The 22,582-nt window shown below is 70.8% G+C and carries 18 protein-coding genes and 1 pseudogene; 11 read left to right on the forward strand and 8 right to left on the reverse strand.

What is annotated here, in order from left to right; translation table 11 throughout:
- Nucleotides 1-184: 184 nt before the first annotated feature.
- Nucleotides 185-1,108, reverse strand: a pseudogene (locus Cus16_RS07395) (carbohydrate ABC transporter permease); the annotation flags it as partial.
- Nucleotides 1,105-2,442 carry an ABC transporter substrate-binding protein gene (locus tag Cus16_RS07400; RefSeq protein WP_141718864.1) on the reverse strand — a complete coding sequence of 446 codons (1,338 nt, stop codon included), beginning with the start codon at nt 2,440-2,442 and terminating at the stop codon, nt 1,105-1,107. The gene Cus16_RS07400 and the pseudogene Cus16_RS07395, both read right to left, overlap by 4 nt.
- Nucleotides 2,443-2,704: 262 nt before the next feature.
- Between Cus16_RS07400 and Cus16_RS07405 the strand changes: the two genes are divergently transcribed.
- Together Cus16_RS07405 and Cus16_RS07410 are read left to right on the forward strand one after the other, a co-directional pair.
- A complete protein-coding gene (locus Cus16_RS07405; protein WP_069712010.1) occupies nt 2,705-3,040 on the forward strand; it encodes a hypothetical protein in 336 nt (111 codons plus the stop codon).
- Complete coding sequence (locus tag Cus16_RS07410; protein WP_069712011.1) at nt 3,040-4,206, forward strand: Vms1/Ankzf1 family peptidyl-tRNA hydrolase; 1,167 nt, start codon at nt 3,040-3,042, stop codon at nt 4,204-4,206. Before Cus16_RS07405 ends, Cus16_RS07410 begins: the two co-directional genes overlap by 1 nt.
- Nucleotides 4,207-4,359: 153 nt before the next feature.
- Here the strand turns inward: Cus16_RS07410 and Cus16_RS07415 are convergent, their stop codons facing one another.
- Nucleotides 4,360-5,508, reverse strand: coding sequence for an MFS transporter (locus Cus16_RS07415; RefSeq protein ID WP_069712064.1), 1,149 nt, complete (start codon nt 5,506-5,508; stop codon nt 4,360-4,362).
- Nucleotides 5,509-5,641: 133 nt separating this feature from the next.
- Here Cus16_RS07415 and Cus16_RS07420 point away from each other — a divergent pair, with 133 nt between their 5' ends.
- On the forward strand, nt 5,642-6,382 hold the full coding sequence (locus Cus16_RS07420; RefSeq protein WP_223246553.1) for a GntR family transcriptional regulator: 741 nt from the start codon (nt 5,642-5,644) through the stop codon (nt 6,380-6,382).
- A 76-nt stretch (nt 6,383-6,458) separates the two neighbouring features.
- Here the strand turns inward: Cus16_RS07420 and Cus16_RS16620 are convergent, their stop codons facing one another.
- Nucleotides 6,459-6,614 carry a hypothetical protein gene (locus tag Cus16_RS16620; RefSeq protein ID WP_189319552.1) on the reverse strand — a complete coding sequence of 52 codons (156 nt, stop codon included), beginning with the start codon at nt 6,612-6,614 and terminating at the stop codon, nt 6,459-6,461.
- Nucleotides 6,615-6,819: 205 nt separating this feature from the next.
- Between Cus16_RS16620 and Cus16_RS07425 the strand changes: the two genes are divergently transcribed.
- The 7 genes from Cus16_RS07425 to Cus16_RS07455 all read left to right on the forward strand — a co-directional run bounded on the left by Cus16_RS07425 (nt 6,820) and on the right by Cus16_RS07455 (nt 15,569).
- The gene (locus Cus16_RS07425) at nt 6,820-7,923 is read left to right on the forward strand and encodes a LacI family DNA-binding transcriptional regulator (protein WP_069712012.1); all 1,104 of its coding nucleotides are present in this window, start codon (nt 6,820-6,822) and stop codon (nt 7,921-7,923) included.
- A gap of 139 nt (nt 7,924-8,062) precedes the next feature.
- Nucleotides 8,063-9,793 (forward strand): ABC transporter substrate-binding protein, encoded by a 1,731-nt coding sequence (locus tag Cus16_RS07430; RefSeq protein ID WP_223246554.1) that lies wholly within the window; start codon nt 8,063-8,065, stop codon nt 9,791-9,793.
- Nucleotides 9,790-10,770: an ABC transporter permease gene (locus tag Cus16_RS07435; protein WP_066651916.1), complete on the forward strand. Its 981-nt coding sequence runs from the start codon at nt 9,790-9,792 to the stop codon at nt 10,768-10,770. The genes Cus16_RS07430 and Cus16_RS07435 overlap by 4 nt, the downstream gene beginning before the upstream one ends.
- Nucleotides 10,767-11,726, forward strand: coding sequence for an ABC transporter permease (locus Cus16_RS07440; protein ID WP_069712013.1), 960 nt, complete (start codon nt 10,767-10,769; stop codon nt 11,724-11,726). The genes Cus16_RS07435 and Cus16_RS07440 overlap by 4 nt, the downstream gene beginning before the upstream one ends.
- Nucleotides 11,723-13,492, forward strand: coding sequence for an ABC transporter ATP-binding protein (locus Cus16_RS07445; protein WP_083263795.1), 1,770 nt, complete (start codon nt 11,723-11,725; stop codon nt 13,490-13,492). Before Cus16_RS07440 ends, Cus16_RS07445 begins: the two co-directional genes overlap by 4 nt.
- On the forward strand, nt 13,489-14,364 hold the full coding sequence (locus Cus16_RS07450; protein WP_069712014.1) for an alpha/beta fold hydrolase: 876 nt from the start codon (nt 13,489-13,491) through the stop codon (nt 14,362-14,364). The genes Cus16_RS07445 and Cus16_RS07450 overlap by 4 nt, the downstream gene beginning before the upstream one ends.
- Nucleotides 14,365-14,372: 8 nt before the next feature.
- Nucleotides 14,373-15,569, forward strand: coding sequence for a family 1 glycosylhydrolase (locus Cus16_RS07455; RefSeq protein WP_141718873.1), 1,197 nt, complete (start codon nt 14,373-14,375; stop codon nt 15,567-15,569).
- 76 nt (nt 15,570-15,645) lie between these two features.
- On the opposite strand, the gene Cus16_RS16625 is transcribed toward Cus16_RS07455, so the two are convergent.
- Together Cus16_RS16625 and Cus16_RS07465 are read right to left on the reverse strand one after the other, a co-directional pair.
- On the reverse strand, nt 15,646-16,362 hold the full coding sequence (locus Cus16_RS16625; RefSeq protein WP_069712015.1) for an ankyrin repeat domain-containing protein: 717 nt from the start codon (nt 16,360-16,362) through the stop codon (nt 15,646-15,648).
- Nucleotides 16,269-17,843, reverse strand: coding sequence for a hypothetical protein (locus tag Cus16_RS07465; protein ID WP_069712016.1), 1,575 nt, complete (start codon nt 17,841-17,843; stop codon nt 16,269-16,271). Before Cus16_RS07465 ends, Cus16_RS16625 begins: the two co-directional genes overlap by 94 nt.
- Before the next feature lie 71 nt (nt 17,844-17,914).
- Here Cus16_RS07465 and Cus16_RS07470 point away from each other — a divergent pair, with 71 nt between their 5' ends.
- Entirely contained in the window at nt 17,915-19,312 is a 1,398-nt protein-coding gene (locus Cus16_RS07470) for a polysaccharide biosynthesis tyrosine autokinase (protein ID WP_069712017.1), read from the forward strand.
- 677 nt (nt 19,313-19,989) lie between these two features.
- On the opposite strand, the gene Cus16_RS07475 is transcribed toward Cus16_RS07470, so the two are convergent.
- Both Cus16_RS07475 and Cus16_RS07480 read right to left on the reverse strand, forming a co-directional pair.
- On the reverse strand, nt 19,990-20,448 hold the full coding sequence (locus tag Cus16_RS07475; protein ID WP_069712018.1) for a DUF3060 domain-containing protein: 459 nt from the start codon (nt 20,446-20,448) through the stop codon (nt 19,990-19,992).
- Nucleotides 20,449-20,533: 85 nt separating this feature from the next.
- Nucleotides 20,534-22,567, reverse strand: a complete 2,034-nt coding sequence (locus Cus16_RS07480; RefSeq protein ID WP_069712019.1) for a hypothetical protein — start codon at nt 22,565-22,567, stop codon at nt 20,534-20,536.
- Nucleotides 22,568-22,582 lie beyond the last annotated feature (15 nt).

The following is a 22,582-nucleotide window of genomic DNA, read 5'->3' on the forward strand; positions in this document are numbered from 1 at the left end:
GCCTCGATGGCTTCACTGGTCATCGGTCCGTTCCTTCCGTCGTCGCGACGCGACCGGACTGGAGGCCGTGGTCGGCCTGGGTGGTGACCACCAGTCGGGCGGATGCACGCCCCTGGAGCGCGCGCCGCGCCTCCAGGCCGTCGCGCTTCGCCCGCTTCCGGCGGTCCCGCTCGTCCTTCGGCGGACGGTTCGTCAGTGCGAGGAACACGAACGACAGGACGAACGCGGCCAGCGCGATGATCACGGCCTGCGCGCTCGCGACCCCGTACTCGTTGAACGCGAAGGCGTTCGTGTACGCGGCGTAGTTCGGCGTGTACTCGGTGTCGATCGCGGGCGCGACCGTCGACAGGATCTGCGGCTCGGCGAAGAGCTGCAGCGTACCGATGATCGAGAAGACCGTCGTGAGCACCAGGGCCGGCGCGATGAGCGGGATCTGGATGCGCCACGCGACCTGGAAGGGGCCGGCGCCGTCCATCTTCGCGGCCTCGTAGACCTCGCCGGGGATCGACTTCAGCTGCGCCACGATGATGAGCATGTTGTAGCCCGTGTAGGTCCACGTGACGATGTTCGCGATCGACCACAGCACGCTGTTCGCGCCGAGGAAGTCCGGCTGCAACCCCATCGACTGCAGCAGCGCCACGATCGGCGACAGCCCGGGCACGTAGAGGAACGACCAGAGGATCGTCGCGATGACGCCCGGGACGCCGTACGGCATGAAGTACACCGCTCGGAAGAACGCCGGCCACCGGGCGCTTGCGGACTCGAGCAGCAGCGCGAGGATCGTGCACGCGATGATCATGACCGGCACCTGCACGATGCCGAACAGCAGCATCCGGCCGATCGACGCGACGAAGCCGGAGTCCTGCAGGGCGATCGCGTAGTTGTCGAAGCCGGCGAACCGCCCGGTGACGCCGTCCTCGCCGAACAGGCCCTCGCGGTCGACGGTGGTGAAGCTCTGGAACAGCGCGCTGATGATCGGGATGACGAAGGTCAGCACGAACAGTGCGAGGAACGGGGCGAGCAGGATCCACGGCGCGCGCTTCTGGGCGCTCGTGGCCTTGGTCGACGTGCGGAAGCCGGTCGTGCGGTCGCGGGTGGTGGTGCTCATCGTGCCGTCCTCACGCTCAGGCCCTTGTCCTTGAAGGACTGGACGATCTCCCGCTGCGCCAGCTCGACGGCGTCGGTGAGCTTCAGCCCGCCGGTGAGCTTGCGGCGGAACTGGTTCTGCAGGCTCGTGAAGGCCGACTGCGTGACGGGCGACCACGACCAGTCGAGGTTCTGCTCCTGCGCCGACGGCACGAAGACGTCCTCGTTGTAGTTCTGCCCGGAGAACCACGCCGACGGCTCCTGGCGGGCCGCGCCGATGTAGTCGGCGGCGGGTGACCAGCCGATGCCGCAGTACTTGATCATCGCGTCGACGCCCTCCTTCGAGGTGGTCATCCACGTGATGAACTCGAGCGCCTCCCGCGGGTGCTTCGCGTTCGCCAGGACCGCGGCCGTCGAGCCGCCGATCGAGCTCGAGCCGTAGCCCGTGTCACCCCAGGTCTGCATCGGCGCGACCTTCCACTTGCCCTCGCCGCCCTGCACCGACTGGATGAGCGCGTCACCCCAGCTCGCGCTCGTGACGGCGGCGATCTTCCCGCTCGCGGCGGCGGCGTACCAGCCCGGGGTGTACGCCCCGGCGCTGGTGTCGACGAGCTTCGCGTCGATGACGCCGTCGAAGAACTCGGCGACCATCATCGTCTTGTCGTCGGTCATGTCCACGACCCACTCGTCGCCGTCGGTGCGGAACCACCGGGCGCCGGCCTGCTGCACGTACGCGGCGAACGGCGAGGCGTCGGCGACCGGGAAGACCTCGAGGTAGTTGCCGTTGCCGGTGCTCCGGACCTTGTCCGCCAGGTCGCGCCACTCGTCCCAGGTCGTCGGGGGTTCGCCGCCGGCCTGCTCGAGGACCGCGGTCTGGTAGTAGAAGCCCATCGGGCCGGTGTCCTGCGGGATGCCGTACACGCCGTCGACGAACTGCACCTGCGACCACGCGGCCTCGTCGTACTTCGACTGCACGTCCTTCGCCCCGTAGCGCGCGAGGTCGACGAGCCCGTTCGCGAGCATGAACTCCGGGATCTGCCGGAACTCGACCTGGCCGATGTCCGGGCCACCCCCGGCCGCGAGCGCCGAGTACATCTTCTGGTACCCGCCGGCGTTGCCACCGGGGATCCAGTTCGCGGTGACCTGGATGCGGGGGTTCTTCGCGTTCCACACGTCGCAGACCTTCTGCAGGTCCTTGAGCCACGCCCAGTAGGTCATCTGGACGGTTCCGCCCCCGGCGGCGGCCGGCACCAGGGGTGCCTTGTTCACGTTGGTGGAACCCGGGACGGCGCACCCGGCGAGCAACCCCGCCGCGGCCGTGCCGAGCCCGAGGCCCAGCAGGTTCCTTCTCGTCATCACACGTCGGGATGGTGTCGGCGTCATCGCCTGCGCTCCGGTTCGTCGTCGGATCGGGTTCCCTGCCAGTAGAGCACGAAACCGAGCGATGCTGTGCATTCACGAAGGTTTCACGGCGGCGCGTGTCGACGCCCGTGCCTGCGTGTTCGCTCCGACCTCCGAGCGCCACCAGCGCCGGGCGCGCAGCGTGGGTCCCACGCAGAACACCGAAGCCGCGAGCGGCCCGACAGCGCCGTCGGCGGCACGAACGGGAGGACCGACCATGACCGATCGCGGCAGCAGCACGAACGGACCCCGCATCGACGACGAGCTCGCGCACGAGGCGCAGAGCATCGTCCAGGGGCACGGCAGCAACGCCCACGTCGAGGAGTTCCGGCAGGCCGAGGCGGTGCCCGACGACACCGACGACGCCGAGACGCTCGCCGCATCCGGGTACGACGGCGAGGTCGAGGGCTCGTTGCAGGACGACGGGTCCGTCCTCGACGGCGGGTCCGACGCCGTCTTCACGAGCGAGACCGACGCGGACGACGTCCCGCCGAGCGGGACCGACGCGGCCGACGTCCCGCCGAGCGGGACCGACGCGGACGGGGGCCGCTGATGGCCCAGACGACCCGCGAGGCCAGCGCCCTGCACCCCGAGGTCGTCCGGGCGCTGCAGGCCCCGGGCACCTGGACGTGGGCGTACGTCGACGCCTCCGGCAACCGCGAGGACCCCCGCCGCCTCGCCGCACTCCAGCGCCGGACCGTCTCGGACGCGCTCCGCGAGCAGGGGACGTCCGACCGGGCGGTCCAGGTCGTCGAGGACGAGCTCGCCGAGCAGCCCGGCGCCCCGGCACCGGTCGCGCGCTACGTCCTCGTCCGCGACGACGAGCTCGTGCTCAGCGAGGTGCTGCCGGGTCACCTGCACGGCCAGGAGTCGGTCGGCACCGGAGCGGTGCCGGACCTGCTGCCCCTGCTCGCCCACCGTCCGTTCGACCTGCCCTTCCTGGTCGTCACCGTCGGCCGCGAGGGCGGCGGCTTCCGCAGCTACCGCCTCGGGCACGCCCCGACCGGTGCGGCCGAGGACGAGCAGCGCATCCAGGGCCGGACCGACACGCTGCACAAGGCGAAGTCCGGCGCCGGGTGGAAGCAGCCGCACTGGCACCAGCACGCCGAGGAGATCTGGAAGCAGACCGCGGGCGAGGTCGCCGCGTCGATCGAGGAGGCCGTCCGCGCGACGTCGCCGCGACTCGTCGTCGTCGCGGGGGACATCCGGGCCCGGGAACTGCTGCGCGGCGAGCTCTCGACGTCCACCCGCGCGCTCGTCACCGAGGTCGCGGTCGACCCCCGCGCCGACGACGCGTCCGAGAAGGCGCTCGTGCAGCACGTCGACCTGGCCCTGGCGCGGATCCTGGCGTCGCACCGGCACGACGTGCAGGACCTGCTCCGGACGCACGAGGGCCGCGGCGACAACGAGAGCGTCAGCGGGCTCGGCGCGGTGGTGTCGGCGCTGCAGCAGGCGCAGGCGGCCGTGGTCGCGCTCGACGCCGGCGCGCTCGGCGACCGCACGCTCCTGGCGCTCGACGCCGCGCCGTGGGTGGCGACCGCGCCCGAGCAGGCCGCTGGGGCGACGGTCCTCGGGCCGGTGCCCGCCGTGTGCGCACTCGTGCGCGCGGTGGTGCTCACCGACGCCGAGCTCGTCCTGGTGAACGCGGCGTCGCTGCCGAGCGGTGCGCCGGCGTCCGCGCTCCTGCGCTGGCCGGTCGGCCCCGCCGTCCCCGCCTGACCTGCCGCGGGGACCCTCCGCCCGGCGGGCGCCGGCGTGCCCGGCCTCCCCGGGCGTACCTGGCCAGTTCGGGCGTACCTGGTCGTCCCGAACGACCAGGTACGCCCGTTCCCGCCTTCCACCGCGGCCGTTCTGGGAACGAACGGGCGGGAGTCAGTCGTGGGAGCGGTCGGCGTGCGGGACGATCGGCAGCGCGAGCAGGGGCAGCGCCGCCACGATCGCGAACGACGCCGCGAACCCGAGCACCCCGACGAGGGCACCGACGCCCGGTCCGACGGCGCTCGCCGCGAGGAACTGCCCGGTGTTCTGGGTCCCGAGCGCCCGCCCCGACCACGATGGCCCGGCGGCCTCAGCCACCGAGGTGTACGCCAACCCGTTGTCCGCCACCGTGACGCTCGTCGCGACGACGAGGAACACCGCCGCCGCTCCCCAGTGCGACACGTCGACGAGTGCGAGCACGCCCATCACCACCGCCGCGGCGACCGCCACCAGCCGGAGCGGTCCGACGCGGGACCCGGCGCGGTCGCTCCACGCGCCGACCAGGATCCGCCCGACGGCACCGACGAACTGCGACGCCCCGACCAGGAGGCCCGCCGCGGGTGTCGACCAGCCGAGGCCGACGAGCCACACGAGTCCGTAGGTCGAGAGCGTGAACTGCGGGACCACGAGCAGCACGGACACCGCGTGGACCCGCCAGAGGAAGCCGGACGTCCGGTACGGGTTCGCGGCCCGGACGGTGCTCGTGCCCTCGGATCGCGCTGCTCGCGGGGGATCGGTGATGCCGACGGCGCACAGCACGGTGAGCACGGCGCAGAGCACGAAGGGCAGTACGAGCGCGGTGCGGATGCCGTGCGTCTCGGTGAGCACCGGGACCGTGACCGCCGCGAGCGTCACCCCGAGCGGCTGCGACATCTGCCGGATGCCCATCGCCAGCCCGCGGCGTTCCTTCGGGAACCAGCCGACCACGACCCGTCCGCTCGCGGCGTTCGTCGAGGCGCTCGTCATGCCCGCGGCGAGGAAGGCGATCCCGAGCAGCAGCGGGTCGCCGGCGCTCACCCAGGCCGCCACGACCGCGAGGGTGGTGAGCGCCAGACCGCCCGCGATGACGACGTGCTCGCCGACCCGGTCGGTGACCGCGCCCCAGGCGATGAGCGTCAGGACGAGGCCGATCGTCGGCGCAGCGGCGAACAGTCCGGCCGATGCGAAGGGCATGCCCCCGGCGAGCAGGTGCGGGATGAGCAGCGCCGGAGCGGAGACGACCAGCGTGCCGGCGGCCTGCGCGGCCACCCCGAGGCCGAGCATCGTCCACGCGCGCCGCGGGACGGTCGTCGCGGCGGTAGCAGCGATGGTCGGCGGCACGGGTCCCGTCCTGGGTGCGGTTGGTGTACCACGACGGTATACCAACCGTCACGCGGCCGCACTATGCTGGTCCGCCGTGACCGAGACGACCGAGAACGCCGTGCCCGTGTCGCAGACGAGCCAGCTCTACGACAACCTGCGCGAGGCGATCCTGACCCTCGACATCGCGCCCGGCGAGCGGATCTCCGAGCGCGGCCTCGAGGGTCGCTTCCACGCGTCGCGCACGCCCGTCCGGGCAGCGCTGTCGCGCCTCGAGCGCGAGGGGCTCATCCTGCACGAGGGGCGCTCGTGGACGGTCACGCCGATCGACCTCGACGAGATCGCGTCGCTCGCGGAGCTCCGCGGCGTGCTCGAGCCCGCCGCGGCACGGCTCGCCGTCCAGCGCGCGTCCGCCGAGCAGCTCGACGAGGTCCGGGCGCACCTCGACGGTCTGCGGGGGAGCCCCGACCGCGAGACGGGCATCCGGATGGGGTCGACGTTCCACCTCGACCTGGCCGCGCTCGGCGGGAACCGGTTCGTCACCGATGCCATCGCCGACGCCCTGACCCGCCTCGAGCGCACCCGGTGGATCGAGGTGCGCACCGCTGCGGCCCGCGAGGCCGCGTGGGAGGAGCACAGCGCCGTCCTCGACGCCGTCCGCGCCGGCGACGCCGACCGGGCCGCTGAACTGCTCGCGGCGCACGTCGCGGGCACGAACGACCGCCTGCTCGCGTGGATCGGGCAGGAGCGCCGACGCCTCCGTGGGGCGGGCATGGCGATCGTCGGGAGCACCGGACTGTTCGCCGAGGCGGAGCAGGCCGGACCCGTCGGACGCTGACCGCTCCGCCTGACCGCTCGCTGACCGCTCGCTGACCGCCACAGGCCGAAGGCGGCCGGCGCCCACTCCCGCGGGATCAGCCCCTCGTCGTCGGTTCCTCGGACCCGTCGATGTCCTGGGCGGCGTCGACCGCCCCGTGCCGGGTGTGGTCGAGGAGTGCGTCGCGCACCTCGGCCTCGTCGGTGGTGAGTCGGATGGCGTGCTTGCTGCCGGACCGCGTCGACTGGGACATCGTGTTCCTCCTGTGTGCGTGGGCATCGGGTGGTGATGCGCTTCCTCACGGGACGTTCTGAGGTCGCCCCAGTGTGCGCCCGCCCGCCCGGCGCGCGCAAGCACCTCCGCCGACCTGTGGAGCGACCGGTCCCGGGGCCGTGCCTAGGATGGTCCGGCCGCGCACGGGTGTGGCGGCCGGACGGACGTCGGAGGGGAGGCGCGGCATGAGCGGGCAGCGCACCGCACCGCCCACGGTCTACGACGTCGCCTCCGAGGCCGGCGTCTCGATCGCCACCGTCTCCCGCGTGCTCCGCACGCCGGACGCCGTCCGCGAGGGCACCCGCGACCGCGTCCAGGCGGCGATCCGGACCCTCGGCTACGTGCCGTCCGGCAACGCCAGGGCCCTCGCCGGCAAGCGCACCGGCGTGGTCGGACTCCTGCTGCCCGGGTTCGACGTCGTGCCGGACGAGCGGCCCGACCTCGTGACCGACGGCGGCGTCCGCGTGGTCGACGACCGCCGGCACGTCACCCAGCCGTTCTCGTCGAACCTGTACTTCGACGAGGTCCTCCGCGGCGCGGAGACCGAGGCGTGGCAGCGCGGCCTCGCGCTCATGGTCGCCGCCGGTCGAGGGTCCTCACGCGACGTCATCGTGAACGACGTCGCCGGTCGGGTGGACGGCCTCGCGGTGCTCGCGCAGACCGTGCCCGACGACCTGCTCGAGCACGTGGCCCGGCGCATCCCGGTCGTGGTCCTCGCCGACGACCGGCGCTCGCACGGGTTCGACTCCGTGAGCGTGGACAACGCCGCCGGCATGCGGACCCTCGCGTCGCACGTGATCGGGCGGCTCGGCATCCGGTCGCTGGCGTACGTCGCGGGGCCGATCGACTCCCCGGACGACATCGAGCGCTCGGCGGGGTTCCGTCGGGCGCTGGCGGACCACGAGGTGCCCTCGTCCGCGGTCCGGACCGTGCACGGCGACTTCGGTCGGGTCCGCGCACGCGAGCTCGCCGCGGCGCTCTTCGACGGACCCGAGCTCCCGCGCGCCGTGATCTGCTCGAACGACCAGTCAGCGCTCGGCGTGCTCGACGCCGCCGGTGCCCGCGGGCTCCGCGTCCCGGAGGACGTCGTCGTCACCGGCTTCGACGGCATCGACGCGGGGCGGTTCTCGGCGCCGCCGCTGACCACCGTGCACCAGCCGATGGGGGAGCTCGGGCGCGCGGCGGTCCGGGCGATCGTCGACCGCTTCGAGCGCCCGGAGGGAGCGCCGCGTGCCGTGCGGCTGCCGGTCGAGGTGCTGCTGCGGGAGAGCTGCCCGCCGGCGCTCTGACGGCGGTGCGCAGCTCGTCCGCCGGTCGCCGACAGGCCGACCACCCGCCGCCTCGGAACGGGCACCGCATGTTGCGCGCTGCGATGTAAGCGCATACATTGGGGCGCAGCACCCACTCGACACGGAGGTCGACCGAGCAATGACGCTTCCCCCACAGCGCACGCAGCACGGCCCGCGCCGCCGCGGCCGGCTGCTGACCGCGCTCGCCGGCATCGCCGTCGTGGCCCTCGCCGCCACCGGCTGCAGCATCCAGGTCCGCTCGGAGCCGGACCCGAGCATCGGCAAGGACACGATGCTCATCAACGCGGACCGCGGCAACCCGCTGTTCGACCGCAACTTCAACCCGTACATCCCGAACGCCCGCACCGCGAGCAAGTGGATGTACGAGCCCCTCATCGAGATCAACCCGCTCGACGGCGCGGGCACCCCGTGGCTCGCGAGCTCGTGGGACCTGCCGGACGCGAAGACCATCGACATGACGATCCGGAAGGGCGTCGAGTGGTCCGACGGCACCCGGTTCACCCCGGAGGACGTCCTCTTCACCTTCGACCTGCTCAAGAAGTTCCCCGCGATGGACGTCAAGGGCGCCTGGCAGCACATCGACCGGATCGAGCGGAACGGCGACCACCTGGTCTTCCACCTGAAGAGCGAGGACGTGCCGAGCCTCAACATCATCGGCGCGACGTACATCCTCCCCGAGCACCACTACGGCGGGGTGAAGGACCCCGTCACGTGGCGCGATCCGAACCCGGTCGGTACGGGCCCGTTCGTGCTCGGCAACTACTCCGACCAGCAGTACTCGATGGACAAGAACCCGAGGTACTGGCAGGCCGACGAGATCGCGATCCAGCACCTCGTGCTCCCCGCGACGAACACGCAGCTCGACACCGTCACCCGTGGCTACGACTGGGCGTACTCGTTCATCTCCGACGTCAAGGGCACGTGGGGTGCCGCGTCACCCGACAACAAGTGGTGGTTCCCGGCCGGCGGCGTGATCGGCCTCATCCCGAACCTGACGAAGGCGCCGTACGACGACGTCAACGTGCGCAAGGGCATCTCCTACGCACTCGACCGCGACGGCATCGCCGAGACCGCCTCCGAGGGCAACCTCAGCGCAGCGGGCCAGACCGGGCTGATCCTGCCGAACCAGGAGCAGTACCTCGACCCGTCGATCCCGGACAAGGGCTTGATCACGCAGGACACCAGCCGGGCCCTCGCCGAGTTCGCGAAGTCCGGCTACGAGCAGCAGGGCGGCAAGCTCGTCAAGGACGGCAAGCAGCTCGAGATCAACCTGATGACCGCGAACGGCTACTCGGACTGGCTCCGTGCCGCACAGCAGGTGCAGCGTGACCTCGGGAAGATCGGCGTGAAGGTGCAGATCCAGGCACCGCAGCCCGCCGGCTACCAGCAGAACATCAACAACGGCACGTTCGACATGGCGATGGGCGGCATGGGGAACGGCGACGTGTTCCAGGCCTACAACTCGCTGCTGTCGAGCGACTTCTACCAGCCGGTCGGCAAGTCGACGGTGAACAACTTCGAGCGGTACCGGAACGCCGACACGCAGCAGCTGCTCGACGCGTACAAGGCGACGACGGACAAGTCCGAGCAGCAGCGCATCCTGAACCAGCTGCAGGCCGTCGTGTACGACGACCTGCCCGTGATCGGCGTGTACTACGGCGGCCTCTGGGGGCTGTTCAACACCGGCAAGTTCGTCGGGTGGCCGAGCGCTGAGGACCCGTACATGGCGCCGCAGAACTACGACTCGGCTCCGCTGCTCATCTTCACGAAGCTCCGACTCCGTGACAGCGCCGCAGGCAAGGCGATCCTCGAAGAGACGAAGCACCAGCAGAAGGAGGCAGGCAAGTGAAGTACATCCTCCAGAAACTCGTCCTCTTCGTCCTGACCCTCTGGGCCGCGGTCACGCTGAACTTCGTGCTCCCGCGCCTCATGCCGGGCAGCCCGTCCGACGCGGCGCTCGCGAAGCTCAGCCAGAACGGCCCGGTCACCGACGCCACGAAGAAGGCCATCGAGGCCCAGCTCGGCGTCCCCAGCGGGAACCTCTGGGACCAGTACGTCAGCTACCTGCACCAGGTCGTCACCCTCGACTTCGGCACGAGCTACACGTTCTACCCGCAGCCCGTCGGTGACCTGGTCGGTCGCGCCCTGCCCTACACGCTCGTGCTCGTCGGGACGGTCACGGTCCTCGCGTTCGTGATCGGCACGCTCATCGGCGTCGCGGCCGCGTGGAAGCGCGGCACCTGGCTCGACTCGCTCCCGACCCTGTCGGGCTCGTTCATGTCGACGTTCCCGTACTTCTGGACGGCACTCCTGCTGCTGTTCTTCCTCGGCTACGTCCTGCACTGGTTCCCGACCACCGGGGCGTCGTCCGCGACGAGCGTCCCGGGCTGGAACGGCACCTACATCGGCGACGTCCTGCGGCACGCGGTCCTGCCGGCCGTGACGATCCTCGTGACGAGCCTGGGCGGCTGGATCATCGGCATGCGCAACGCGATGATCAACACCCTCGGTGACGACTACGTCACCTTCGCCGAGGCGAACGGCCTCCGCGGTCGCACGGTCGCCGTCCGGTACGCCGCGCGCAACGCGATCCTGCCGAACCTGACCGGCTTCGGCCTGGCACTCGGCGGCGTGGTCGGCGGCTCGGTGCTGGTCGAGCAGGTGTTCGGCTACCCGGGCATCGGCTACCTGCTGTTCAACGCCGTGATCGGGCAGGACTACCCGCTCATGCAGGCCCTCTTCCTGATGATCACCGTGTCGGTGCTCATCGCCAACTTCATCGTGGACGTCCTCTACGGCGTCCTGGACCCGAGGACGCGCCGATGACCAACACGAAGGCACCCGACGCAACAGTTGCCGTCCGGACGCAGGACACCCAGCAAGAACAGCAAGCACCCTCCAAGCTCAGAGCAGCCGCACGCCAGTTCGGCGTCGTCTGGAGCAACACCAAGGCCCGCATCGGCCTCTGCATCCTCGCCTTCTTCGTCCTCGTGGCGATCGCCGCCCCGCTCCTCGCCCCCTACGGCGCCAGCCAGAACGGCTTCGCGCGCAACGCCGACGCCACCTGGGCGCACTGGATGGGCACCACCGCCGCCGGCGAGGACGTCCTCTCCCAACTCATCTACGGCGCCCGGGTCTCCGTGCTCGTCGGCGCAGTGGCGGGCTTCCTGTCCACCCTCGTCGCCGTCGCGATCGGCCTGAGCTGGGGCTACATCCGCGGCTGGGTCGCCGAGGTCGTCGGGTTCATCGTGAACCTGTTCCTCGTCATCCCGGGCCTGCCGCTCATGATCGTCATCGCGGCGTACCTGCAGAACGGCGGCATCGCGGTGATCATCGCTGTGATCGTCGTCACCGGCTGGGCCTGGGGCGCGCGCGTCCTCCGCAGCCAGACGCAGTCCCTCCGCAGCCGCGACTTCGTCACCGCGGCGCAGTTCTCCGGCGACGGTGCGACGCGCATCGTGTTCCGCGAGATCCTGCCGAACATGACGAGCCTGATCGTCGGCAGCTTCTTCGGTGCCGCGACGAGCGCGATCCTCGCCGAGGCGGGCCTCGAGTTCCTCGGACTCGGCGACTCGTCCATCGTCAGCTGGGGCACGATCCTCTACTGGGCGCAGAACTCGAACGCGCTGCTCACCGGCCAGTGGATCCTGCTGTTCGCCCCCGGTCTCTGCATCGCTCTCCTGGCGATGAGCCTCACCCTCATCAACTTCGGCGTCGACGCCGTGTCCAACCCGCGGTTGCGCGAGGGCGCGCGCCGCAAGCGCAAGGAGGTCACCGCATGAGCGGCGCAACCACCGACGGCCTGGAGGCGCGGGACGGCGCCGCCACGCGCCTCCCGTCCGACACGCAGCAGCAGGACGTCCTGCTCGACGTCCGCGACCTGTCGGTCGTCTACGAATCGGCCGGCCAGACGGCCGTCCAGGCCGTCGACCACGTCTCCTTCCAGCTGCGCAAGGGCGAGTTCGTCGGCCTGGTCGGCGAGTCCGGCTCGGGCAAGTCGACCCTCGGCTACGCGCTGACCCGGCTGCAGAAGCCGCCGGCGCGCACCAACGGGGGCAGCATCGTCTTCGGTGGAGCGGACATCCGCGACCTCGACGACGAGGCCCTGCGCCAGCAGCGCCAGGGCGGCTTCGCGATGGTCCTGCAGTCCGGCATGAACGCGCTCAACCCGGTGCGCACGATCCGCAACCACTTCGTCGACGTCTTCCGGGCGCACGGGCACGTTCCACGCGAGCGGTGGGACGCCCGGATGCGGGAGCTCATCGGCAAGGTGAAGCTGCCCGAGTCGATGCTCGCGCGCTACCCCGGGGAGCTCTCCGGCGGCATGCGGCAGCGCGTCTCGATCGCGATCGCGCTGTCGCTCGAGCCGCAGCTCATGGTGTTCGACGAGCCGACCACGGCCCTCGACGTCCTCGTGCAGCACGCCGTGATGGACACGATCATCGAGTTGCAGCGCTCCGAGGGCTTCACGGCGATCCTGATCAGCCACGACCTCGGCATCGTCCTCGAGGCCACCGAGCGCGTGCTCGTCATGCACGAGGGGCGGATCGTCGAGGACGGCCGCTCGCTCGAGGTCCTCCGTGACCCGCAGGACGACTACACGAAGATGCTGCTGTCGCACTACGCCGACCCTCGTGCGGAGGTCGTGAGCCTGCCGGGGTTCCCGGACCGGTCGCTGCGCGGCACGGACCAGACCCGGCAGGAGACGACGTCGTCGTTCAGCACGGTCGGGTCGCGTGAGCGCAGCGCCGCGAAGAACCCGATCGTCGTCGACCACCTCGTCAAGACGTACCCGGCACCCCGTCGCGGTGAGCAGCCCGTGCAGGCCGTCCGCGACGTGTCGTTCACCCTCGAGCCCGGGCAGTCGCTCGCCCTGGTCGGCCAGTCCGGCTCGGGCAAGTCGACCATCGCGAAGATGCTCACCGGCGTCGAGCAGCCGACGAGCGGGACCGTCCGGTTCGGCGACACCGACGTGACGAAGCTCGGGAGGCGCGGCCTGCAGGACCTCCGCTCCGAGGTGCAGATGGTGTTCCAGGACCCGTACGCGGCGCTCAACCCGCTGCACACGGTGGAGTACATCCTGTCCCGACCGATCGCGAACTACACCGGACTCCGCGGGCGCGATGCCCGACGCCGGATGCTCGCGATCCTCGAGACCGTGGGCCTGACGCCCGTCGAGCAGTTCGCGCAGAAGCTCCCGCACCAGCTCTCCGGCGGGCAGCGGCAGCGCGTGGTCATCGCCCGGGCGCTCGCGAGCGACCCGCAGGTGATCATCGCGGACGAGCCGGTGTCGATGCTCGACGTCACGCTGCGCGCCGGCGTGCTCGCGCTGCTCGAGGACCTGCGCGAGCAGTGGGGCGTCTCGCTCCTCTACATCACGCACGACCTGCTGAGCGCCCGGCTCATCACCGACGACGTCATGGTGCTGCACGACGGCGCCGTGGTCGAGCGGGGCCGCACGGCCGAGGTGCTGCAGCACCCACAGGACGACTACACGGTCGCGCTGCTGGACGCGGTGCCGAACCCGCGGCGGACACTGCTCGCATGACGTTCCCCGCTCTTGCTCCCTTCGGCCACCTCCCCACACCCGAGGGTGTCGACGTCGTCGGCATCGACCTGCCCGTCGGTCGGCTCACCGCCTACCGGGTCGTGCCGGCCGGATCCTCGAAGGGCACCGTCCTGATCGTCCCCGGGTACACCGGGTCGAAGGAGGACTGGCGCACCTTCATGCCGCTCCTCCGGGAGGCCGGCTGGACCGCGGTCGCGATCAGCCGCCGCGGCCAGGCCGACTCGGTCGCGCCGACCTCGCCGTCCGACTACTCCCTCGACGAGGAGGCGGCCGACGTCGTCCGGGTCGCGGCGCTGCTCGACGACGGCGCGCCCGTGCACCTGATCGGGCACTCGCTCGGCGGGGTCATCGCCCGCGAAGCCGCGATCGCGTCCCCGCAGTCGTTCCGGTCAGTGGTCCAGTTCTGCTCCGGCCCGTACGGCTGGCCGTACCGCAAGGTCACCGAGCTGACGATCCTGCACGACACCGGCGGGAACAACCGGCAGCTGTTCGACTCGACGAACCCCCTGTGGGCGTACCGCCCCGACGAGGAGCTCCCCGACGACGTCCGGATGGTCCGCGACCGCTTCGACGCGACGAGCCCGCTGAGCGTCGTCGCCGGCGGGCACATCCTCGAGGACCACACCGACTCGTCCGCCGAGCTCCGGGCGACCGGGCTCCCCGTCCTCGTGGCGCACGGCGAGTGGGACGGCGCCTGGCCGATCCCGTGGCAGCGGCAGATGGCGGAGGACACCGGCGCCCGCTACGAGGTCGTCCCGACCAGCTACCACGGCCCCCACGTCGAGAACCCGGCCGCGACCATCGCGCTCTTCGACGACTTCCTCGGCCGGCACACACCGGCTCGCACCTGAAAGGCACCATCATCACCACGCTGCAGTTCCCCGACGGCTTCCTCTGGGGTGCCGCCACCGCCGCGCACCAGATCGAGGGCAACAACGTCAACAGCAACTGGTGGGTGCACGAGCACGAGCCCGACACCACCATCGTCGAACCCTCCGGCGACGCCGCGGACAGCTACCACCGGTACCGCGAGGACATCCGCATCGCCGCCGACCTCGGCCTGAACTCCTACCGGTTCAGCATCGAGTGGGCGCGCATCGAGCCCGAGCGCGGCTTCGTCTCCCGCGCCGAGATCGACCACTACCGCCGCATGGTCGAGGCCTGCCACGAGGCCGGCGTCGAACCGATCGTCACGCTCATGCACTTCACCGTGCCGCGCTGGTTCGAGCGCGACGGCTTCTGGCGCGCCCCCGACGCCGCCGACCTGTTCGCCCGCTACACCGAGGCCGCGCTGCCGGTCGTGCAGGACGGCGTCCGCTACGTCTGCACGATCAACGAGCCGAACATCGCCGCGATGCTCGCCGGGGGAGAGGACGCGTCGAACCTCGTGGCGTACGGCCTGCCGAACCCCGACCTGCACGTGGCGGACCAGCTGCTCGCGTCGCACCGGCGCTCCCGCGAGGTCCTGTCGCAGGTCTCCGGCCTGCAGTCCGGCTGGACCATCGCGACGCAGGCGTTCCGCGCGAACGGTGAGCCGGGCTCCGAGGAGATGCTCCGCGAGTACGGCTACCCGCGCGACGACTGGTACCTCGAGCAGGCCGCCGGTGACGACTTCCTCGGCGTGCAGGCCTACACGCGCACGTTCATCGGCGCCACCGGTCCGGTGCCGGTCGTGGAGACGAGCGAGACGACCCTGACCGGGTGGGAGTTCTACCCGGAGGCCTCGGCCGACGGACTCCGCAGCGCGTGGGAGCTGTCCGGCCACGTCCCGCTGATGATCACCGAGAACGGCATCGCCACCGCCGACGACTCCCGCCGGATCGCCTACACGCAGGGCGCCCTCGAGGGCATCCACCGCTGCATCGAGGACGGCATCGAGGTGCTGGGCTACCAGCACTGGTCGCTCCTCGACAACTACGAGTGGGCCTCCGGGTACCGGCCGACCTTCGGGCTCGTCGCCTGGGACCGCGAGACCTTCGCGCGCACGCCCAAGGACTCGGCGCGCTGGTACGGGAAGGTCGCGCAGGCGAACGCGCTCGAGACGCGTCGCGACTGACGCGTCCCCCTTGCGGACGGGAGGCTCGTGGCGGCGCCGCCACGAGCCTCCCGTCCGTCTCCTGGTCAGACCGCGATCAGCGGGTCGCCTCGTCGCTCGACGGATCGTCGGCGACGTACGCCTCACCGACGGCGTGCGCGTCGAACCAGGCGAGCAGGACCTCCTCGGCCTTCCGCGAGCCGCGCTCGCGGGCGAGGTCGAGCGCCGTCCGCCCCTCGGCGTCGAGCACGGAGACGTCCGCGCCGCGTTCGATGAGCGCCTCGGTCGTGCCGCGGCGGTCGAACCACGCGGCGGCGTGCAGCGGGGCGAAGCCCCAGCGCGGGTCGACCTCGTCGACACCGGTCGGGTCCGCGCCGTACCCGTCGAGCTCCAGGGAGAGCCCACCGACGTCCCCGTGACCCGCGGCGCGCACCGCGGGAGCGGCCCACTCGAGCCAGCCGTCCGGCACCGGGCCGTACCAGCCGTGGGTGGGGCGTGCCTCCAGGCCGGACCACGCCGACTCCGCGACGGGGCGGACCTCGACGACGACGTCGCGGAAGTGCACGGCGAGTTCGCCGGTGGGGGAGAGCAGCAGGCGGAGCTCCCAGACGTCGGCGTCCACGTGCGCGATCTCCCCGCGGGAGACCTGGACGTCGCCGGCGAGGACCGCGAGCGGACCGGTGTCCGCGGGCTCGAGGACGGCGCGGTGGAACTCGAGCGTCACACGGGCGTGGTTCCACCGGCGCCACAGGCCGTCCGGGGTGTCGAGGACCTCGTCGGTCCGCACCACGACGGTCGTCCGCACGGTGAGCACGGGCGTTGCGTCGATGCCCGCGGTGTCGCCGCTCGGCGTCTCGGTGACGTGCCACGCGGCGATGCGGGCCTCGTTCCAGGTGACGGACGCGAGTGCGGCGACGGACGGGGGTGCGTCGGTGACCAGGCGGGCGAGGTGCTCGGCGTAGCCCTCGACGTCCTCGAGGGAGACGTAGCCGACGCCGGGCCAGCCCACTCGACTCCATCGCACGGGTCCGAGCCTACCGATCCTCGGCCGGGCCACGAGGCCGCCAGCAGGAGCCAGAGGAGCGGATCACCCAGGTCGGGGAGCGCGACCGCCTTCGCGACGAGCAGTGCGAGCAGCCCGGCAGCCGCGGCGACCCGGGTCGGCTCCCGGTGCGCACCACGGACCGCTGCGACGACGACGGCGATGAACAGCACCGAACCGACGACACCCACGGTCGACAGCAGGGACACGGCGAACGACGACGACCGGTTCCCACCGAGGCCGACGCCGAGCCCCACGGTGTGCAGGAGCAGGTCCAGCCCGATCGTGTCGGAGCCGCCCCGCGACACCTGGGAGTTCGTGCCGACCTTCGCCGTGACGACCTCGACCACGCCGGACACGGCCGTGCTCCCGACGGTCAGCGCGGCGAGGACCGCCACGAGCGCCCCGAGGACGTACCACGGCGCGCCCTTCCCTCCCGACCGCACGAACCGGACGACCAGCAGGACGCCGGCTGTCGGCGCGATCACGATCATCGCGACCGCACCGGTGCCGGCACCGGCGCCGACGAGCAGGACCGCTGCGGCTGCGGCGAGCACGACGGACGCCACCCTGGTCCGTGCGCTCCCGGTGGTGAGCGCTCGCGCAGCGCTGAACACGACGACCGCGGTGGCGAAGCCGGCGAGCAGGCTCGGTTCGCTGAACACGCCCCGCCACCGGACCTCGTAGACGGCGTACCAGGCGTTCAGGGTGTCGATGTACGGAGCCAGCACGTCTGCGCCGGCGAGGCGGAGCGGCTCGCGGACGAAGCTGGCCGCGACGCACGTCCACACCGACACCTCGAGGGTGAACAGTGCGGTCCCCGTCCTGGCCAGGAAGAAGACCGCGCAGAGGGCGGCGAGCAGGATGACGGACTGCGTCAGGTTCGTCTCGGACCAGCCGAGCGGGACGAGCACGCGCTCGGGGTTGTTCAGTCCGCCCCGCGGGCCCAGGACGAGCGCGCCCTCGAAGACCCACGGGCCGAGGACGGTCCAGGTCCAGGCGAACAGGGCGAAGACGACGAGCAGCCCGAAGCCGCTGGGGAAGCGGCGTGGATCCCTCGTCAGCAGCCCGCCCACGGCCGCGACCGCGGCCACGCACACGAAGACCGGGACCGGTGCGACCGAGCCCAGCGCGACGCCGGCGCTCTGCGGGAACGCGGCAGCGGCACCGAGGGCGACGGCGACCACACGATCACGCCGGAGGAGGAGGCCGACGAGGGCCACTCCGACGAAGAGTGCACCGAGTACCGTCATCTTTCCCCTTCCGGTCGACAGATGTATCATGCATCAGATATACCGCCCGATCAAGCCAGGGAAGATCCTCCATGACGCTCGTCCAGTTCGCCGCTGTCCTCCGTCGACGGTGGTCGTCGCTCGTCGTCCTGACACTCGTCGGGATCGGCGTGGGCGCGACCCTCACCCTCGTGATGACGCCGATGTTCCGCGCGCAAGCGCAGGTGTTCGTTTCCGTCGACGCGGGACCGACGGCGAGCGACCTGAGCCAGGGCGGTTCCTTCTCCGAGTCGCGGGTCGCCTCCTACGCCGAACTCGCCGCATCCCCGTCCGTCCTCCGCGCAGCAGCAGCGGCAGCGCACGTCGAGGGAACGATCGAGCAGCTGTCACGTCAGGTCCGGGTGGCTTCCAGCCTCGAGACGGTGATCCTCACCATCACCGCTACCGATCCCGACCCTCAGCGCGCAGCAGCGTTCGCCGACGCCATCGCCGAGAAGACGGTCGAACTCGTCGGGGAGATCGAGAAGACCGACTCGGCCGGCGAATCGCTCGTGAAGCTCAGCGTCTACCAGCACGCCGAGACCCCGTCGGCCCCCTCGTCTCCCCGTGTCACCACGAACGTCGTCGTCGGGGCGTTCCTCGGACTCATCCTCGCGATCATCGCTGCGATGGTGCGCGAGGCCCTCGACTCCCGGATCCGGACCGTCGACGACCTCCGACGCGCCACCGAGCGCAGCGTCCTGGCCGAGATCCCCGTCGCCGACGATGTCGTAGCACTCCGGCGCCCCGAGGTGGGGACGAAGTTCTCGGAACTCGCAGAGTCGTACCGGCAGCTCCGCACCCACCTGACCTTCACGAACCTCGACGGAGCGTGCCAGGTCATCGTGGTGACGAGCGCCGTCGCCGGTGAGGGCAAGTCCTCCACGGCGCTCAACCTGGCGTTCATGCTCGCGCAGAACGGCCACCGCACGCTCCTGATCGACGGCGATCTCCGCCGACCCACCGTCGCCGATGCGCTGGACCTCGAGGGCAGCGTCGGGCTCTCGACGGTCCTGGCGCACCAGGTGGAGCTCGAGGAGGCGGTCCAGGTGGTCGGTCGGGACGGGCTCCACGTGCTGGCCTCCGGGCAGGTCCCACCGAACCCGAGCGAGCTGCTCAGCTCACGGCAGATGCGTTTCATCGTCGACTCGGCCGCTGCCGCCTTCGACTACGTCATCATCGACGCGCCGCCCGCCCTCCCGGTGACCGACCCAGCCGTCCTCGGTGCCCTCGCCACCGGCGTCCTCGTGGTCTCGGCCACCGACGGTCACACGACGGTCCGCGAGCTCGAGCAGTCCCTGGAGACGATCGACGCGGTCGGCGCCCGTGTCGTCGGTCTGGTCGCGAACCGGGTCCGTGCCGGTCGGAAGCCGGCCAGTTACTACGACTACTCCTCCGCGGAACCGATCAAGGAGAGCCGCCGCCGTACTCGGCGCGCGTCGTTCGGCTGACGTCGCGACGACCGATCACGCCGCGGGAGCGCGCGCAGCGCAGTGCTGCGCTCGCGGTGGCTCCGGCGATGCTGCGGAGCACGTGCACCCTCGACGAGCTCGCGCGGGTCGGTGATGCCGTCCAGGCCGGCGGATTCCGGCTCGATCCGGGCATGAGCCCGGCAGCGCTCGTCCAACTGCACCGACTGACGGTCGGCATGCCGGAGGACATCGCTGATCCGACAGGCGGCGACCCGAGTGACTTCGCCGACCTGGCGCGGACGGCTGACGCAGCGTTGCGCCCTGTGGCCCCGCTGTTCCTCGCGGTCGACCGGAGCGCGCGGCATTGGGCCGCATCGTCGCCTTCAGACCGTCGATGGCTCCTTCGGCCTGACCAGCCCCGCAGCACTGCGGCGTGGACACGGTCCGCTCGGTCGGTCCAGTCGGCCCCGCGCTGGGTCGTTGCGCGTCTGAAGTGCAGCGGTGGTGCCTCTGGCGTGCCCGGAAGGGCGCGGAGAGAGGCGACCGTGTGGGGAGTTCGTCGACTTCGCGCCAGCAGCGAGCGAGTGGGTACCAGCGTCGAGCAGCCATGGTCGAGCAGCGGTCGTCCGCGCCGGGTCGAGGGAGCCACCCGCAACGCAACGAGCCAGGCCCGGACCACCTTGATGGTCCGGACCTGGCTCGTGTTCCCGTGCGGGTCAGCGCTTCCCGTCGTGCACGGTGTTCTTCTTCCCGGTGTCGTGCACCTTCGGCTTCGAGGAGGAGGTGATCTGGTTCCCGTCGCCGGTGATGGTGACGTCGGAGAGATCAGCGGCGGTGATGCCGTTCACCGTTCCCGAAACGCGGAGGTGCGAGGTCTTGCCGAGGATGATCCGGGCACTGGACGTCGAGACGTCCACGGTGTCGCAGTCCGCAACGGTGACCTCCTTGTTGTTGAGGTCCTTCACGTGCGCAACCCCGTCCGTGCAGGGGACCGTTGCCTTCTCGAGCTGGACGGGAGGGGCGGTGGTGACCGCCTTCGATTCCGGCTTCGACGTCGGTGCGGAGCTGGACTTCGCGGTGGAGTCGGAGTGCAGGGATCCATCGGTGCTGGCGCATCCGGCGAGGGCTGCGCTGGCGGTCAGGACGAGTGCGGGCAGCAGGAGCAGGCGGTTCACGGGTGTTCTCCCTGAGTCTGGTGGTGAGGAAAGGGGGTCGGGCAGGGCAACCACGGGTGCCCTACCCGACCGAGGAGGGTGCAGGTCAGGAACCGACCTGGAGGGAGGTGTCGTTCTGGTTGAACTTGCCGCCCTTGGTGAACTGGTGGATGTAGAACTGGTACCAGCCGTCGTCGAGGGTGATGCCGTCGTTGACGGTCATCGTCCACTTGTCGGAGCCCTCGAGATTGGTCTCGGCGATGTAGCCGTCGACTGCGGCGCGGCGGATGCCGAGTTCGGCTCCGTCGACGCCGGTGCCTTCGAAGACTTGGTTGGTGGGCGAGATCTTGCCGAACTTCGCGGGGCTGGTGATCACCGGGGGCGTGTTCTGGGCGTAGTCCAGGGAGACGTTCGCGGCGGCGGAGGTGTTCTCGTTCACGGTCTGGGTGACGGTGAAGTGCTGGGTGCCCCAGCCGACCTTGGACGGGTCGATCTGGAAGTCGAAGTTGGTGCCGTTCGCGGGGCCTTCGGCGATGAGGTTGTCGCCCTGCTTGATGGTGACGGTTGCGCCCTGGGCGATGCCCGAGCCCTTGATGTGGGCCCACTGGTGCACGTCGGTCGGGAACTCACCCTTCACCGACACCGGCGCGGGGACCGGGGACTTGCGGGGCTTGACCGTGATCTCAGCGGAGGTGCGGTTGTATCCCTTCGATACGCCCTCGGCAACCAGCTGGTACTCCCGGTCCTCGAGCTCCAGGTCGGCGACGTGCCAGGCGCCGTGCTCGTCGGCCTGGGCACTCTTCAGAGGATCGTTCGCGCCCTTCTCGAAGACCCGGATCTCCACGCCTGCCTGCGCTGTACCCGAGATGGTGATCGGATCGCCGGGAGCGACATCGTCGTCGAGATCGTTGATGACGATACCCGGCCCGTAGTCGACGGAGATCGAGCGGGACGACAGCTCGACGGGCCCGACGGACTGCGCGACCGTCAAGGCTGCGACACCGCTCTTGTTCGGAGCGTTGACCTGCGTCGACCACCGCCCGGCGTCATCAGCTTCGGCGTGCGCGAGCTCTTCACCGTTCGAGATCGTGATCGTGGCCCCCGCCGTCGCGGTGCCACCGATCGTGGCGTTCTCGGCGAGGACCGGTGAGAACGACGCAGAGGCGTCGATGGGTGCGACGACGCCGTTGGTGATGTTCGACGCCGGGATCGTCGTCTTCGCCGACGTGGTGTTCCCGATTTTGGATCGGAAGTCGTAGCCGCCGTCAGGGACGATGGTGGAGGTGAGGAAGTACATGCCATGGTCGTCGAAGGTGCCGGCCGTGTTCCACGTTCCGGTGTGTGCGCCGTGCTGGACGGTCGCGCCCTTGGGTCCGCGCAGCTGGTACAGGTAGGCGGTGGTGCCGTCGGCGTTGGTGTACTTGTTCGCCGTGATGACCTCCGGTGCGGGCAGGGCCTCGACGATCTGGGATGCGGGGATCGTGGTCCTCGCCGACGTGGTGTTCCCGATCTTGGATCGGAAGTCGTAGCCGCCGTCAGGGACGATGGTGGAGGTGAGGAAGTACATGCCACGGTCGTCGAAGGTGCCGGCCGTGTTCCACGTTCCGGTGTGTGCGCCGTGCTGGACGGTCGCGCCCTTGGGTCCGCGCAGCTGGTACAGGTAGGCGGTGGTGCCGTCGGCGGTGGTGTACTTGTTCGCGGCGACGACCACCGGTGCGGGCAAGGCTTCGACGATCTGGGCCGCGGGGATACGGGTCTTCGCCGAGGTGGTGTCTCCGACCTTGTATCTGAAATCCATGCCGCTGGCAGGGTCCAGGGTGGAGGTGAGGAAGTACATCCCACGGTCGTCGAAGGTGCCGTCTGTGTACCACAGGGCGTGGCTGCTCCGGCCGTGCTGGACAGTCGCGCCCTTGGGGCCGCGTAGCTGGTACAGGTAGGCGGTGGTGCCGTCGGGGGTGATGTACTTGTTCGCGGCGACGACCTCCGGGGCGGACAGTTCACTTGGGTTGGATTGCGCGGCGTTCCCGGCCGTACCGGTGGTCGTCGGCGACGCAACGGCAACCGGACCGAACGAGATCGATGCCGCGAGTGAAGCAGCGGCGACGCCGGTCGCGGTCGCCGCTCGGATGAATGACTTCATGGGAGGAGGATGTCC

Source organism: Curtobacterium sp. ER1/6, assembly GCF_001742745.1.
Taxonomy (GTDB): Bacteria; Actinomycetota; Actinomycetes; order Actinomycetales; family Microbacteriaceae; genus Curtobacterium; species Curtobacterium citri.